At 35.1% G+C, this 15,368-nt stretch carries 12 protein-coding genes; 11 read left to right on the plus strand and 1 reads right to left on the minus strand.

Annotated features, from left to right (window positions below):
* Window positions 1-7: 7 nt before the first annotated feature.
* Window positions 8-2,407 carry a phosphoketolase family protein gene (locus F5ESL0237_RS01825; protein WP_122024466.1) on the plus strand — a complete coding sequence of 800 codons (2,400 nt, stop codon included), beginning with the start codon at window positions 8-10 and terminating at the stop codon, window positions 2,405-2,407.
* Between the two features lie 88 nt (window positions 2,408-2,495).
* Here F5ESL0237_RS01825 and F5ESL0237_RS01830 read toward each other — a convergent pair whose 3' ends face one another.
* The gene (locus tag F5ESL0237_RS01830; RefSeq protein WP_122021367.1) at window positions 2,496-3,866 is read right to left on the minus strand and encodes a PTS transporter subunit EIIC; all 1,371 of its coding nucleotides are present in this window, start codon (window positions 3,864-3,866) and stop codon (window positions 2,496-2,498) included.
* A 204-nt stretch (window positions 3,867-4,070) separates the two neighbouring features.
* Between F5ESL0237_RS01830 and F5ESL0237_RS01835 the strand changes: the two genes are divergently transcribed.
* The 10 genes from F5ESL0237_RS01835 (at window position 4,071) to F5ESL0237_RS01880 (ending at window position 15,362) form a co-directional block, all read left to right on the plus strand.
* Window positions 4,071-5,264, plus strand: coding sequence for a bifunctional UDP-sugar hydrolase/5'-nucleotidase (locus F5ESL0237_RS01835; protein ID WP_122024467.1), 1,194 nt, complete (start codon window positions 4,071-4,073; stop codon window positions 5,262-5,264).
* 10 nt (window positions 5,265-5,274) lie between these two features.
* Window positions 5,275-6,447, plus strand: a complete 1,173-nt coding sequence (locus tag F5ESL0237_RS01840; RefSeq protein WP_122024468.1) for a nucleoside transporter C-terminal domain-containing protein — start codon at window positions 5,275-5,277, stop codon at window positions 6,445-6,447.
* A gap of 175 nt (window positions 6,448-6,622) precedes the next feature.
* Window positions 6,623-9,292 (plus strand): calcium-translocating P-type ATPase, PMCA-type, encoded by a 2,670-nt coding sequence (locus F5ESL0237_RS01845; protein ID WP_122024469.1) that lies wholly within the window; start codon window positions 6,623-6,625, stop codon window positions 9,290-9,292.
* Window positions 9,293-9,527: 235 nt separating this feature from the next.
* The gene (locus F5ESL0237_RS01850) at window positions 9,528-10,265 is read left to right on the plus strand and encodes an amino acid ABC transporter ATP-binding protein (RefSeq protein ID WP_305020016.1); all 738 of its coding nucleotides are present in this window, start codon (window positions 9,528-9,530) and stop codon (window positions 10,263-10,265) included.
* 11 nt (window positions 10,266-10,276) lie between these two features.
* Entirely contained in the window at window positions 10,277-11,092 is an 816-nt protein-coding gene (locus F5ESL0237_RS01855) for a glutamate ABC transporter substrate-binding protein (protein ID WP_122021372.1), read from the plus strand.
* On the plus strand, window positions 11,089-11,727 hold the full coding sequence (locus F5ESL0237_RS01860) for an amino acid ABC transporter permease (protein WP_090093447.1): 639 nt from the start codon (window positions 11,089-11,091) through the stop codon (window positions 11,725-11,727). Before F5ESL0237_RS01855 ends, F5ESL0237_RS01860 begins: the two co-directional genes overlap by 4 nt.
* Before the next feature lie 15 nt (window positions 11,728-11,742).
* The gene (locus F5ESL0237_RS01865; RefSeq protein ID WP_118896904.1) at window positions 11,743-12,396 is read left to right on the plus strand and encodes an amino acid ABC transporter permease; all 654 of its coding nucleotides are present in this window, start codon (window positions 11,743-11,745) and stop codon (window positions 12,394-12,396) included.
* Between the two features lie 39 nt (window positions 12,397-12,435).
* The gene (locus F5ESL0237_RS01870; protein ID WP_122024470.1) at window positions 12,436-12,672 is read left to right on the plus strand and encodes a hypothetical protein; all 237 of its coding nucleotides are present in this window, start codon (window positions 12,436-12,438) and stop codon (window positions 12,670-12,672) included.
* 179 nt (window positions 12,673-12,851) lie between these two features.
* Window positions 12,852-13,853 carry a helveticin J family class III bacteriocin gene (locus F5ESL0237_RS01875; protein ID WP_122024471.1) on the plus strand — a complete coding sequence of 334 codons (1,002 nt, stop codon included), beginning with the start codon at window positions 12,852-12,854 and terminating at the stop codon, window positions 13,851-13,853.
* A 366-nt stretch (window positions 13,854-14,219) separates the two neighbouring features.
* The gene (locus F5ESL0237_RS01880; RefSeq protein WP_122024472.1) at window positions 14,220-15,362 is read left to right on the plus strand and encodes a CDP-glycerol glycerophosphotransferase family protein; all 1,143 of its coding nucleotides are present in this window, start codon (window positions 14,220-14,222) and stop codon (window positions 15,360-15,362) included.
* Window positions 15,363-15,368: the final 6 nt, after the last annotated feature.

Consider the following 15,368-nt stretch of genomic DNA (forward strand, 5'->3'; position numbering starts at 1 on the left):
AATTAAAATGGCAGTTGATTATGACTCAAATGAATTTCTTAAAAGCGTTGATGCCCATTGGCGTGCCGCTAACTACTTATCGGTTGGTCAGCTTTTCTTAATGAGCAATCCATTATTGAAGGAAGAACTTAAGGCAAGTGATGTTAAGCCTAAGCCGATTGGCCATTGGGGCACCATTTCACCACAGAACTTTATTTATGCCCATTTAAATCGGGTAATCAAAAAATATGATCTTGACATGTTTTACATTGAAGGATCCGGTCATGGTGGTCAGGTAATGGTTTCTAATGCCTACCTTGATGGTTCTTATAGTGAGCTTTATCCAGATATTCAACAGGATGAAAAGGGGATGGCCAAACTATTCAAGCGTTTTAGTTTTCCAGGTGGCTCAGCTTCACATGCTGCCCCAGAAACTCCAGGTTCAATGCATGAAGGTGGCGAGTTAGGTTATTCGATTTCTCACGGTACTGGTGCTATTTTGGATAATCCAGATGTAATTGCGGCCGTTGAAGTTGGTGATGGTGAAGCTGAAACGGGTCCTTTGGCAGCAAGCTGGTTCAGTGATAAATTTATTAACCCGATTAAAGATGGTGCAGTTTTACCAATTTTGCAAATTAATGGCTTTAAAATTTCTAATCCAACGATTGTTTCCAGAATGTCCGATGAAGAATTAACTAAGTATTTTGAAGGAATGGGTTGGCATCCGTATATTATTTCAGCTTATCAAGGTGGAGAATTTGCTGGTTATAAGGACCATATGCAAGTGCACCAAGAAATGGCTAAACTTATGGACACTGTAATTGAAGAAATTAAAGCTATCCAAAAGAATGCACGTGATAATAATGATGAATCTGTTGCTCATTGGCCAATGATTATTTTCCGCGTACCAAAGGGTTGGACGGGTCCGAAAACCGATCTTGACGGCAATCCCATTGAAAATTCATTTAGAGCTCACCAAATTCCAATTCCAGTTGCTCAAGATGATATGGAACATCAAGAAATGTTACTAGATTGGTTGCAGAGTTATAATCCAGCAGAATTATTTGATGAAAATGGTGCTCCTACTGCTATCGTAACTGCTGATAATGTTCAAGGTGACAGACGCATGGCTATGAACCCGATTACTAACGGTGGAAAAAATGCCAAACGTTTGAATTTACCTGATTATCGTAAGTATGCTTTAAAATTTGACCAACCTGGTTCAATTGAAGCAGAAGATATGACGGAATGGGCAAAATATCTAAATGAAATTGCCAATCTTAACCCTAATGATTTTAGGGGCTTTGGTCCTGATGAAACTAAATCAAATCGATTATTTAAATTTATTGATGATCAAAAACGGCAATGGGAAGGGTCAGTTCATACCCCTAATGATGAAAATTTGGCACCAAGTGGTCGCTTAATTGATTCGCAATTGTCGGAGCACCAAGATGAAGGGTGGCTTGAAGGATATGTTCTTTCTGGACGACATGGCTTTTTTGCTACTTATGAATCATTTGGCCGCGTAGTTGATTCAATGTTGACTCAACATATGAAGTGGTTAAGAAAGGCTAAGGAACAATACTGGCGCAAGGATTATCCTTCACTTAACTTTGTAGCTACTTCAACTGTTTTTCAACAAGATCATAACGGCTATACCCACCAAGATCCAGGTATTCTTACTCATATGTATGAAAAGAATCGTCCAGACCTTGTTCATGAATATTTACCAGCTGATACCAACTCACTCTTAGCAATTTCACAAAAAGCTTTTACTGATCGTGAATGTATTAATATTCTGGTTACTTCTAAGCAAGAGCGTCCGCAGTGGTTCTCTATTGATGAAGCAACGAGAATTGCTGAGCATGGTTTATCATATATTGACTGGGCGTCTACTGATCAAAATGCTAAACCAGATGTAGTTTTTGCTTCAACTGAGACTGAGCCAACAATGGAATCGCTTGCAGCAATCGACCTTTTGCATAAGAACTTCCCAGCTTTAAAAATTCGGTACATTAACATTATTGATGTAATGAAGTTGATTAATACTGAGGATAATCCAGCAGCAATTTCTGATGCAGAATTTGAGCAACTATTCCCAAGTGATGTACCTGTTATCTTTGCTTGGCATGGATACAAGGCGATGATGGAATCGATTTGGTTTGGTCGCGGGCGTAGCAATGTTCATATTCATTGCTATGAAGAAGAAGGTGATATTACTACCCCATTTGATATGCGAGTAGTCAACCAACTTGATCGTTTCCATTTAGCAAAGGATGCAATTTTGAGTGTACCGCAATATGCAGAGCAAAGTGCTGGTTTTGTTGCTAAAATGGATCAATTGCTGGCGAAGCATCACCAATACATTAGAGATAATGGTAAGGATATCGCTGAAGTTACGGAATGGCAGTGGTCTGGCTTGAAGTAGCAATTAGTTAGCTATTTTTATAAAATGAAAAAGTTGTTAAGTCTTACTGAAAAGTATAGACTTAACAACTTTTTTGCTAGAGATAGAATTATTTCTTTGTACTCTTTTCAAAGCCCCAAAAGTAAGTGAGCAAAGCCCCTGTTAAAAGTGCGGTTCCCGAACCTAGAATCATGAATCCAATTGGCTCATACATCATCATTAAGATTGAAAAAATATTATCAATTAAAAATGATTTAACCACAACGTGTAAAGAGGCACTAACTGCACCACCTAGCCCGCCAGCAATTGCCGTAATAATAATTAAACGCTTGGAAGGCATAATTAAACCATATAAAATTGGTTCGGTTACGCCTGCAAAAATTCCAGTAACTGTTACTGAACCTGCTAAACTTTCTAGTTTAGCATTTTTACTTTTAATTAAACTATATAAAAATGCACCTAAAGCAACACCAATTTGAGCCCAAAATGCGCATACGCCGACGCCACCAATGACATCACCACCATAGACTTTTAAATTTTGTAACGTAATCGGGACGAGTCCCCAATGTAATCCTAAGACAGTCAAAAATGAGTAGGATGCTCCCAGTACTAAACCTGCTACTAATCTACTTTTGCCAAATAGCCACATAATAATTGTGGAAATCCAATTACCCACTGTATTACCAAATGGCCCAAAAATTAAAACGGTTGCTGGTACTAAAATAATTAAACAAATTGTTGAGTTTAAAAAAATTTGTAGTTGTTGCGGAATAATTCGTTTTAAGAAACGTTCTAAAATAACGTATGCCCCAATAATGACAAATATAGGAAAAACAGTAGTTGAATAATCAATCGGGTCTAATGGCATTCCTAAAAAGTTTAAACCATGTTTGCCAATTAAATGGGTAAAACTGGGTTCTAATAATGCAGCTCCTAATGCTCCGCCAACAAAAGGATCAGCCTTAAATTCTTTGGCTAAAGTAATACCAACAAAAATAGGTAAAAAATAGAAAACGGAATTGCCTGCCGCAGCTAATACCAAATATGGCGTACTAGTGGCTGATAACCAATGCAGACTAGTCAATACAGTCAGGATAGCCTTAACCATGCCCGCGCCAGACATAATTGAAAGTAAAGGCATAAAAGCGCCTGAAATAATTTTTGTCAATGAAAATTTTACTTTATTACTTGAATTAGCTTCAGGTGATTTATTTAAATCAGTCTGTTTATTAGTGGCTAATTTTTGTTGAATAATGTCATAATATTCAGCTACGTTGGGACCAATTACAATTTGATCTTGCCCGCCAGTGTGTACGATACTTAAAACACAGGATAAATCATTTAATTTTTTTTCATCAATTTTATGACTATCTTTAAGTTCAAATCTTAGTCTAGTCACACAATGGACAAGACTATTTACGTTTTGCGAGCCACCAACATATTTTAAAATAGCTGCTGCATCTTTATTTATTTTATCCATATATTCTCCCGGTTAAACTATATTTTAATATTATTAATTTTTTATTTTATATTTTTTAAAAAATTAATAATATAATAATTTAATCAGATTATAATGTCAATATATAATTAATTGGTTCAAAAAATATATTGATATTTACGAACTATTTATTATAAAATTAATTGTATTGTTAACAATATTAATATTAATGCAAAGGAAAAAACAATGACTAAGCAAATAAATGTGTTAACCACAACGGATATTAACGGCTTCATTGCTAATACGGGAGAACAGCCAGCATTGGCTTTTGAGGGATTAAAAGAAAAGTATCCTCATTCATTATTAATGGATAGTGGAGACTTTTTTGTGGGCAATCCTTTAACTACCTTTTTCTGTGATCAAATGACGGTTTCACCATTAGTCGATTATGCTAATGCAATTGGTTTTGATGTTATGGTACCTGGTAACCATGACTTTGATCACGGAATTAACTATTTGAAAGAGCAGGTTAAGCATTTAAATGCTGACTATGTATGTTGTAATGCTTTTTCTGAAGAAGATGAGTTACTTTTCCCACCATTTGCTATTAAAGAAATTAATGGTATTAAAGTAGGCGTTATTGGCTTAGTAACTAGTCGAATGTCAATGATTAGTGATTTTCCAGTTACCAGGGGTGTGATTGTTAAAACAGCTTTACCAGAGTTGCAAAAGCAAGTTGCCGTTTTAAGAGATCAAGTAGATCTGATTTTAGTAGGGTATCATGGTGGAATTGAACGTGACTTAGCAACACATAATGAAATTAATTATGCAACGGGAGAAGACGAAACTTTTAAATTGGTTTCACAAACTCCAGGGATTGATGGATTTAGTTGTGGTCATCAACATCGGGTTAATCATGGACAAATTGGACAAACTTTAATTGTTCAATGTGGTTATCGTGGCAATTATTATGGTCATTTAACGTTTGAATTCGATGAGTATAATAAAATCACTCAGCGAAAAGAAGAAGTGGTTGCCAGTGAAACTCTACTAGCAAAAGTTGAGAGCTTTTATGATGAGCAAGAATATCAAGAATGGCTAAGTGAAGAACTTGATCTTAGTCAGTTGGTTAGTTTTTTGCAAGAGAAATTTGCGCGCACAAATTTAGGAATTTTTATCAATTTACAAGGTAAAACTAGAAAACAGGTAATTGATTCCTTTACTATTCCTTATGGTGTTAGAATTTATCATTTGACTAAGTCTGAATACACAACTTTTAGCCAACAGCCTTGGACCTTAAAAGAGGGGCATTCCCCTAATGATGCTCAAGATTTTGTTGTTTTAACAAATTCATATGATGTACCAGAGTATCGTTTGACTGAACAATTTGTTGATAATATTTTTGATGAATATTCATACTACTTAAAACAACGCGGATAAGGAGAAGAGAATGGGATTAATTGGAATAATTTTAGTTTTGGGCTTACTGTATTGGGTTAGTTTTGATCGGGAAAATATTGATTATAAATCAATTTTATACCTGTTTATTACAGAAATAATTTTGCTGTTTTTAATACTGAAAACTTCAATCGGTAACTGGATTATTAATGGGCTTTCTAGTAGTTTAAACATTATTAGTGCTTCTAGTAGTAAGGGCGTCAATTTTGTTTTCGGTAATTTAAAAAATCCTGGTGTAGTTTCGCAATTTTTCTTAGATGTGCTACTACCATTAATTTTCATTTGTGCCTTAATTGAATTATTACAGTACTTACGCATCTTACCATTTATTATAAAATATGTTGGTAAAGTACTTAAAAAGTTGTTTCACATTGATGAAATTAATGCTTTTGCAATTTTAAGTTATCCAATTGTAAGTAACGGTGTATTTGTTCCCTTTAAAGACCAGATGAAGGAAATGGCCCCTAACCAGTTGTTTACCTTGTCTATATACACTTTATCAAATACTACTTTGACAATGCTTGCTTCATACATGCACATTATTAAGTCAGAATTTATTCTTGTAGCGCTGGTACTTAATTTATTTACATCAATTATTGTCGCAAAAATTGTTGCGCCATATGATATTACGCAAGTTAATTATGAAATTTCAACTAAAAGTACAAACCAGAAATCACTTATTACACGTTTGATTGACAGTATGGGTTTGGGTTTTAAATTAGCGATTAATATTTCAATTTCAATCATTGGGTTTGTTTCTTTAATTACATTTGTTAACATTATTTTCAAATCGGCCTGCGGCAAGACTTTAACTGCTTTAATTGGCTATGTTTGTGCTCCAGTTGCATTTTTAATGGGAATTGATCCACATTCAATTGTTAGTGCCGGGACAGTTTTAGCAACGAAAGCTTTTACAAATATTTTTGTAGCAATTAATCAAATTAATATGAATGCCGTGCCAGTTAAAACCCAAGCAATCGTTAGCGTATTTTTGATTTCATTTGCTAACTTACCTAATTTAGGAACCACATTAGGTATTATGCATACTATGGTCGATGAAGAACATGGTGAAGCAATTGCCAGACACGCCTTGCGTTTATTTATGGTGGCAACTGCAGTAAGTATTATTAACGGTGCACTCGCTGGATTATTTTATTCATTTTAATTATTTATTCTTGTTAAAAATGCCAAAATTATTTATAATTAAATAATCATAAGGGAGTAACAGCAATTATTTGCGGTAAGTCCAACAATCGAAGAAATACTTCTGGACTTATCTTAATTAGTGAGACTTGTGTGCTAAGCGCACGAGTCTCTTTTTTAGTAATTAGGGGGTTAAAATATTGCAAGATTTTTATCATCAAACTGTCGCAACAATTGAACAGGAATTTTCTACTTCGTGTGCTAAGGGATTAACAGACAGTCAAGTGCTTGAAGCACGAGAAAAATATGGTTCTAATAGTTTGGCAGGCAAGAAAAAAATTAGTATCTGGCAAAGGTTTTTAGCGCAATTTAAGGACTTTATGATTATCGTTTTAATTATTGCAGCTGTTTTATCGGGCTTTGTGGCTCAAGAATGGACTGATGCAGCGATTATTATGGTCGTGGTTATGTTAAATGCTATTCTTGGTGTATTTCAAGAAGCGCGTTCAGAAGAAGCAATTAATGCCTTAAAGAAAATGGCTACACCGAATGCGCATGTGCGACGTGGAGGGCAGATTGTAGAAATTCCGAGTCCGCAATTAGTTCCCGGTGATATAGTTTTACTTGAAGCTGGGGATGTTGTACCGGCTGATCTACGTTTAACAGTAGCTAAAAGTTTAAAAGTTGAGGAATCAGCTTTAACCGGTGAATCTGTACCAGTTGACAAAGAGGCAACAATTATTAATGACGTAAAAGTTGCTTTAGCAGACCAGAAAAATATGGCTTTTGCTAACACTAATGTGACTTATGGGCGTGGAGAAGGTATTGTAACAGAAACAGGGATGAATACTGAAGTTGGTAAAATAGCTACAATGCTTAATAATACTGATGAAACAGATACCCCTTTGAAACGTAATCTTAATCAATTAGGCAAAACTCTAACGATCATGATTTTGCTGATTTGTGCAATCGTGTTTGTGGTTGGCTTTTTTACGAAAAGAGGAACCGAGCCAACGGATAAATTGGCAATTGACATGTTTTTAGTAGCCGTTTCTTTAGCTGTGGCTGCGATACCTGAAGGCTTGCCAGCAATTGTAACAATTATTCTAGCACTGGGTACCCAGGTAATGGCTAAGCACAAATCAATAGTACGCAAGCTTCCGGCGGTCGAAACACTGGGAGCTACAGACATTATTTGTTCTGACAAGACTGGAACTTTAACACAAAATAAAATGACTGTTGAGCAAGTTTTTTACAATAATCAACAGCATCCAGCTACACAAGCACTTGCAGCCGATAATCATGCTTTAATGACCATGGTTCTAGCAAATGATTCTAAATTAGATAATAATAATAAACTATTAGGTGATCCGACAGAAACTGCTCTAATTCAATTTGCCCTTAATCAAAAAATTGCTGTTCAGCAACTTCTGCAAGTACATAAACGGCTGCAAGAGGTACCATTTGATTCTAGTCGGAAATTGATGAGTACCATTAATTTGGACCAGCAGCAGTATTTTGTAGCAGTCAAAGGTGCTCCCGATCAATTGCTTAAGCGTGTAACCAAAATTGAACAAAATGGTAAAATTGAGCCTATTACTGAAGAACAGAGGGCAGCAATTGCGGCTGCCAACCAGGAAATGGCGCAAAAAGCTTTGCGAGTATTGGGGTTAGCATATAAAACTGTTGATCAGTTATATGATGAACCAACTACCGATAATGTTGAGCAAAACTTGATTTTTGCAGGATTAGTTGGAATGATTGATCCGGAACGTCCTGAAGCTAAAGCAGCAATTGCTGAGGCACATAGTGCTGGTATTAAAACAGTTATGATTACTGGCGACTATCAAGTAACTGCGCAAGCTATTGCTGAAAGGTTAGGGATTTTGGCTCCTAATCAAGATGAGCGAGTAGTTACAGGTAGCCAGTTAGATAATTTTAGTGATAATTATTTGGCAGAACATGTGCCTGATTTTAGTGTGTATGCTAGAGTTTCACCAGAACATAAGGTACGTATCGTTAAAGCTTGGCAGTCACGTGGTAAGATTGTTGCGATGACTGGAGATGGCGTTAATGATGCGCCAAGTTTGAAACAGGCAGATATTGGTATTGGGATGGGGATCACAGGTACTGAAGTTTCTAAAGGCGCCAGTGATATGATTTTAGCAGATGATAATTTTGCAACAATTGTTGAAGCAGTCAAGCAAGGAAGAAAAGTATTTAGTAATATTCAAAAGGCAATTCTTTATTTAATGAGTTGCAATGTTGGTGAAGTATTAACCGTATTTATGATGACAATGCTAGGCTGGGATATTCTAGCACCGGTTCAATTATTATGGATAAACTTGGTAACAGACACACTACCGGCAATTGCTTTGGGACTTGAACCAGTTGAAAAGGGGATAATGAAAAGAATGCCGCGTGGAAAGGAATCAAACTTTTTCAGTGGGGGAGTAGCCAGTTCAATTGTTTATCAGGGAATACTAGAAGGAATACTAGTTTTAACTACCTACCAATTGGGATTGAATTTTGGCCCACATGTCGGTAATACCAGCTTACAGCATCAGGATGCTTTGACAATGGCTTTCTTAACGCTGGGATTGATTCAACTTTTCCATGCGGTTAATTCTAAATATATTCACCAATCGATTTTTTCAAAAAGAACGTTTGCGAATAAGTGGTTTAATCTGGCAATTTTAATTTCTGCAGTTGTCATGTCTGCAGTTGAATTGCCGTTTATGAATCAGTTCTTTGACGTAACTGAGTTAAATATTATACAATGGCTAATAGTTTTAGTAGCTGGTTTGGGTATGATTGTTATTGTTGAAGTAGTTAAGTTTTTGCAACGTATATTAGGTAAAAAATAAATTAAATAATAAAAAAGCTCTTTGATAAAGTTAACAATTAGTAAATGGTCTAAATTGTTACAATAAGAGCTTTTTGTTTGTTATTCAACACTTTTTTAGAGTTGCTAAGTATAATTTTTTATTAAATTTATGCATATTTTCTAAAAAAATTAACCATTTATAGTATACTAGAAAACATATATTTTACTTTGCAATAAAATTTTTGTTGCAATTAAATACGAAAGAGGCGATAACAGTGTCGATGATAGAGTTCCATGACGTGCAAAAATATTACGGTCATTTTCATGCATTGCACGACATTAATTTAGAAATTGATCAAGGCGAAACCGTAGTTTTGATTGGACCTTCAGGCTCAGGGAAAAGCACCTTAGTGCGTACTGTAAATGGTCTGGAGTCAATTCAAAAGGGTCAATTGATTGTTAACGGGCACGACCTGTCAGATCCTAAGACTAATTTAAATATTTTACGTAGTGACGTTGGAATGGTATTTCAACATTTTAATTTATATAAAAATAAAGATGTACTCGAAAATATTATGTTAGCCCCTAGAATTGTTAGTCACATTCCTGAAGCAGAGAATAAGAAGCGGGCAATGGACTTACTAGAAATGGTTGGCTTAGAAAAATGGGCACATAACATGCCTTCACAAATTTCTGGTGGACAAAAGCAGCGTGTGGCTATTGCTAGAACATTAGCAATGCGTCCAAAGCTAATTTTATATGATGAGCCAACATCAGCACTTGATCCGGAAATGATTGATGATGTTTTGCAAGTTATAAAGAAAGTTGCTAATGATAGCGGAATGACCTCTTTAATCGTAACTCATGAAATGGGCTTTGCTAAAGAAGTAGCTAATCGAGTAATTTTCATGGATAAGGGTATAATTGTCGAAGATGATGATTGTCAAAGCTTTTTCAAACAACCAAAAACAGTACGTGCCCAACAATTTTTGAGTAAAATTATCTCTCACTAAGGAGGTTATGTATGAAAAAGAAATTTTGGCTAATTTCTCTTATAGCTAGCATTTTTCTGGTGAGTGGATGCGGTAAAAGTACAAATAACCAGTCTGTTTTAAAAGATGTTCAACAGGCGAATACAATCACTTGGGGCGTTAAAGGTGATGTCAAATTATTTGGTTTAATTGATGTACATGATGGTCAACAAAAAGGCTTTGACGTCGATATGGCTAAGCATATTACTAAGCATATTTTAGGACCTAAAGGGCGTGCTGAATTTGTTACAACCACTTCGCAGTCGAGAATACCGCTACTTAAAAACCGAAATGTGGATGCGGTAATTGCAACAATGACGATAACCCCGGAACGAAAAAAAGTAATTTCTTTTTCTAAATCGTATTTTGATGCTGGTCAATCGCTTTTGGTTCCCAAAAATTCAAAAATCAAAAGTACCAAAGATCTTAGTGGTAAAACCGTCATTGGAGTTGTTGGTGCGAATTCGGTGCAAAACATAAAAAAAGTTGCACCTAAGGCAAAAATAATTGAACTTCAGGATTATGCTCAGGCAATGAATGCTTTAAAATCTAAGCAAGGAGATGCTTTGACTACCGATAATGGTATTTTGTTTGGTCTTGCTGTTCAAAACCCAGGCTATGAAGTTCGTGGCGGAACATTTACTGTTGAACCATATGGTGTTGCAGTTGATAAAGGACAAACCGCATTTGCCGAGGCTGTTGACAAGGCAGTACTTGAGATGCAGCATAATGGTGAATATAATCGTTTGATTAAAAAGTGGTTTGGCGATGTTCCAGGTTTTAAGTATAAGGAGCTGTATCGCCAATGATTAATATTTTTACCAAATTTAGTAGCCAATTATTAATTGGACTGGGCTGGACAGTTTTTTCTAGTATAATTGCACTGTTTTTTAGTCTAATTATTGGAACAATTTTTGCTATTATGGAAGTTTTACCAAGTAAGGTAATGCGTACAATTGGTCGAGCTTATGTTGAAATTATGCGTAACATTCCATTATTAGTAATCACAATGTTTTTTTATTTAGTAATTCCCAACTATGTAGTAAAGATTAGTGGATTTACTGCTGGTACAATTGGATTAACCCTCTATACCTCGGCCTTCATTGCTGAAACAATCCGTTCTGGTATCCAATCCGTTTCTGGAGGTCAAATGGAAGGGGCGCGTTCAACGGGAATGACATATTGGCAAGCAATGCGCTATATTATTTTGCCACAAGCTTTTAAGATTGTTATTCCACCATTAGGTAATCAATTTGTTAACCTAGTTAAAAATTCATCAGTCCTTGCTTTTGTGGCGGGATTTGACTTAATGTATCAGGCTAATACAATTGCTTCGACTACGTTTGATACTATTAATAGCTATTTAGTGGTAGGAATCTTGTATTTAATCATAACTCTACCACTTAGCTATTATATGCAACACTTAGAAAAGAAATTGGCTTAAGGGAGGTACATTGAAATGCAAAATTGGATTAATGCCCTTTCATGGCTTAATTTACGTTTTTTATTAATGGGCCTTTGGGTAACTATTTATATTTCGGTAATCTCCGTTATCTTAAGTTTTATTATTGGTTCCATTTTGGGTATTATTAGGTACTCTAAAATTAAATGGATTTCAAAAATTGTCGGTTTCATTATCGATATTATTCGTAATGTACCATTACTTTTGATTATCTTCTTTACTTATTTTGGATTGCCAAATTTTGGCTTGCGGCCAGAAACAATTCCAGCTGCAATTATTGCAATGACAGTATTTGAGTCAAGTATGATTGCTGAAATTGTTCGTTCAGGTATTCAATCGGTTTCTGAGGGACAAATGGAAGGGGCTAGGTCAACGGGAATGAGCTTTATTCAAGCTTTGTGGCATGTGGTTCTGCCTCAGGCTTATAAGAATATGATTCCAACAATCATCAGTCAATTTGTTTCACTAATTAAGGATACCTCATTAGCAACAATTATTGTTGTACCAGAAATGATGCAGCATGCTCAAGTTATTTATGGCCAAAATGCTAACTATATCTTGCCAATGTTTGCTGCTTTAGCAGTTTTATATTTTATTGTTTGTTTTACCCTGTCAGTAATTGGAAATGCGATTGGGCGGCATTTATCTTAATGAAACTGATTTTTAGTAAGTCAATGGGAGTATTTTGGAATGCGTCCAACTAATAAAACTGAATTAATGACAGCTAGTCAGAATTTATACGACCAACTATTAGTTTTAATTTCGATGAATGCAAGCTTAAAAAAGCACCTTAGGGGGTGTCTTGATTCACCTGTGGGAGTGGCCAAAGATATACTTACATGGCTAAGACTAATCAAGCTGCTAAAGAAGAAGCTGATAACACTTTCAGCAGGAAGTAAGGCCCTTGTTTGTTATATTTACGAATGATGAATTAAATCTATCCGTGGGTTGGTAATAACTAGAGTCACTTACTCGATCTAGTACTGCTAGTTATTATGATAGGCCCTAAAGAATTCCCGTAAGTTTAAACGCTTATTGAAATAAAAAGTTATTCAAACCGCTGGCATTTTGTCAGCGGTTTTGACATTTTAAAAAAAGAGGTCCTTATGATACTGAAGCAATCAGACTTTGCTTTAACTCTTGTTAGTGAAATTTTTAATAAATTACAAGGGTTACATAATAATGTCATTCAAAAAGTAAGCATTGTTGGCCAGAATTTGTATGCTTTGCAATACAATAACCAACAAGATCCTCATAATTATGTTTATCGGGCTAGAAAAAGACGCTATCCTCTTTTTAAGCAAGTTTTTAATGCTTCTCAAATGGCGGGTGGTCATACGCAGACACTTGATTTGGCTAATCAGCCAAATATGTGGTTTATTGGTACGAAAAAAAATCACTTTAATTGGTCAACGCAATTAGCCCGCGTCACAATTCCATCTAGAAGTGCCCATACAAGCAATACCGAATTTGCTCGTTTGGCTTATCTTAACCGAGCTGGACGTGGATTGCGGGTTGTAGAGCATCAGGGGGTGGATACTTATTTACCTTTTCGGGGAAATGATTTACTTAGATTTGATGCGGCTATTTCGCCGGCAGGTAAATTGTTAATGTTAGTTACTGTTGATCAGCAAACTGCTACTCTGTCAAAGGGAAATAACGGTTATTTTATTCTATATGATTTAGCTGTAATTAATGCAGCTCTTGATAAAGTGGGTACTGGCTATGTTAATCTTGACGAATTACCATATTTGAGCGAATTTTATATTAACCATATTACAACTGCTGATAAAATTGGTTCTTTACAAGGATTTGCTCTTGATGAAAAAAGAAATGTGTATATTTCTAGCGAATTCGCGCCTAGCCAAGGTAATTTAAGCCAAAAACCACGGCGGATTATTAAAATGCCATGGGGCACATGGGGCTCATCTAATGATCAAGGATGGCAAATTCTTGACTTTGATCAAGCGAATATTGATATTTTAGGCTATGCAACGGAGTTGGAGAATATTCAAGTGATTTCAGAAAATAATCTATATTTAACGATTTCTTATCATAATGGTGCTGGGGTGACAACACGGAGTCGAGTTTATCAAGTTAAGTGGTAAAAAAGATTGAACATTAGTGAAATTTTTAAAATTTAGGTATAGTTTAAGGACAGCTACTGAAAATAAAGGTGTCCCAATTATCCAATTAATATTAATTAAAGAAGTACTAAAACTTAAGCAATTTGTGCTTTAAAAAGGTAGACTTTTAAGGAGAATTTTGTTACTTAAACTTTGAATAGAAATCAAAAATTTAAAAGATTTAAGAATAATTTTAAAATAGTGTAGCAGTACTTTATTTAATCTATACTATTACTAATAGAGTTTGTTAGCGCAATATTAATTTACTAAAAAGTTTGCAATGTAAGTAAAAAAACTTGAAAGATTCGCTATCTTTTGGGTACGCTTGGAAAATAGAAAGATTGGCTAATGAAGAATTTTCTGTTTCGTTTATATTTGAGCCTAATGAAATTTGGCGCTCGGTTTACTAAGATACAAGATAATAAAATTGTAATTCTAAATGGTGCTGGCCGTTCAGGTTCGAATGGTTATTTGTTTGGTAAATATATGAAAGAAGCACATTCAGAATATAAAGTAACTTTGGTCGAACCATGGCCTTCTTCACACTTATCTTTTGCAATTTGGCGCGAAATTGGTGCAGCTAAGTATGTAGTAACAACGCACCAGCCGTTTAAAATTCATAAGAAACAAATTAATATTCAATTTTGGCACGGAATTCCCCTCAAGCGAATGGGAATTATGGCCAATAATACTAATCGAAAAACGGACTTGCGTAACCAATATTTATGGCAAAAAAATGCCGATATTGTTACTTCTAGCTCTGATCTTTATGAAAGCCTGATGAGTGCGTGCTGTGCAATTGAAAATGACAAGTATCAGAAAGTTGGTTTTCCCCGCCTTGACTCTTTAAAGTCCCCGACAATTTCTCAATCCCAATTGTTACATGACTTATTTAAAATTGTTGATGATCAAGCTCAAATTGGGATTTATCTGCCAACTTTTCGCTATGAAATGCAAGATAGCCAAGTCTTAGACCAAATTAAGGCTGGTAACTTTTTGACCTTACCAGATTTTGATGTAGAACAGCTTAATTGTGCTTTGAAAAAACAACATCAGTATTTAGTGGTTAAATTGCATCCCTATGAAATGAGTTTTTTTGAACACTTGACTAGTCAGTTTTCTAATATTGCTTTTCTAAATAATGATTATTTGTTTGAACATGATTATGATTTATATGAATTATTAGGTGCTACTAATTTCCTAATTACTGATTTTTCATCAATTTATTTTGATTATCTAAATTTGGATCAGCCAATTATCTTTCTCACGAATTATTTGACTAAATATGAAAATACACGCGGTTTGCTGCTGAGTCCATATGAACAAGTTGTGCCTGGAATTTGTGTAAAAAACCAACAGGAACTACTTGTTGCTTTAACCAATTCGGATGAATATCAGTCAAAGCGACAGTATTGGCTAGATTTGACTAATCAAGTTCAAGGTCATTCATGTTGTGATGATATTTTTACTTTAATGTCAACAAACTATTAAAGGGGA

The organism is Lactobacillus sp. ESL0237 (assembly GCF_003692985.1).
In the GTDB taxonomy this organism is placed as follows: domain Bacteria; phylum Bacillota; class Bacilli; order Lactobacillales; family Lactobacillaceae; genus Lactobacillus; species Lactobacillus bombicola.

Excerpts from the sequence above, each read along its gene's own strand:
- F5ESL0237_RS01825 (WP_122024466.1), top strand. The coding sequence starts at position 8 with ATGGCAGTTGATTATGACTCAAATGAATTTCTTAAAAGCGTTGATGCC.
- F5ESL0237_RS01830 (WP_122021367.1), bottom strand. The coding sequence starts at position 3,866 with ATGGATAAAATAAATAAAGATGCAGCAGCTATTTTAAAATATGTTGGT.
- F5ESL0237_RS01835 (WP_122024467.1), top strand. The coding sequence starts at position 4,071 with ATGACTAAGCAAATAAATGTGTTAACCACAACGGATATTAACGGCTTC.
- F5ESL0237_RS01840 (WP_122024468.1), top strand. The coding sequence starts at position 5,275 with ATGGGATTAATTGGAATAATTTTAGTTTTGGGCTTACTGTATTGGGTT.
- F5ESL0237_RS01855 (WP_122021372.1), top strand. The coding sequence starts at position 10,277 with ATGAAAAAGAAATTTTGGCTAATTTCTCTTATAGCTAGCATTTTTCTG.
- F5ESL0237_RS01860 (WP_090093447.1), top strand. The coding sequence starts at position 11,089 with ATGATTAATATTTTTACCAAATTTAGTAGCCAATTATTAATTGGACTG.
- F5ESL0237_RS01865 (WP_118896904.1), top strand. The coding sequence starts at position 11,743 with ATGCAAAATTGGATTAATGCCCTTTCATGGCTTAATTTACGTTTTTTA.
- F5ESL0237_RS01870 (WP_122024470.1), top strand. The coding sequence starts at position 12,436 with ATGCGTCCAACTAATAAAACTGAATTAATGACAGCTAGTCAGAATTTA.
- F5ESL0237_RS01875 (WP_122024471.1), top strand. The coding sequence starts at position 12,852 with ATGATACTGAAGCAATCAGACTTTGCTTTAACTCTTGTTAGTGAAATT.
- F5ESL0237_RS01880 (WP_122024472.1), top strand. The coding sequence starts at position 14,220 with ATGAAGAATTTTCTGTTTCGTTTATATTTGAGCCTAATGAAATTTGGC.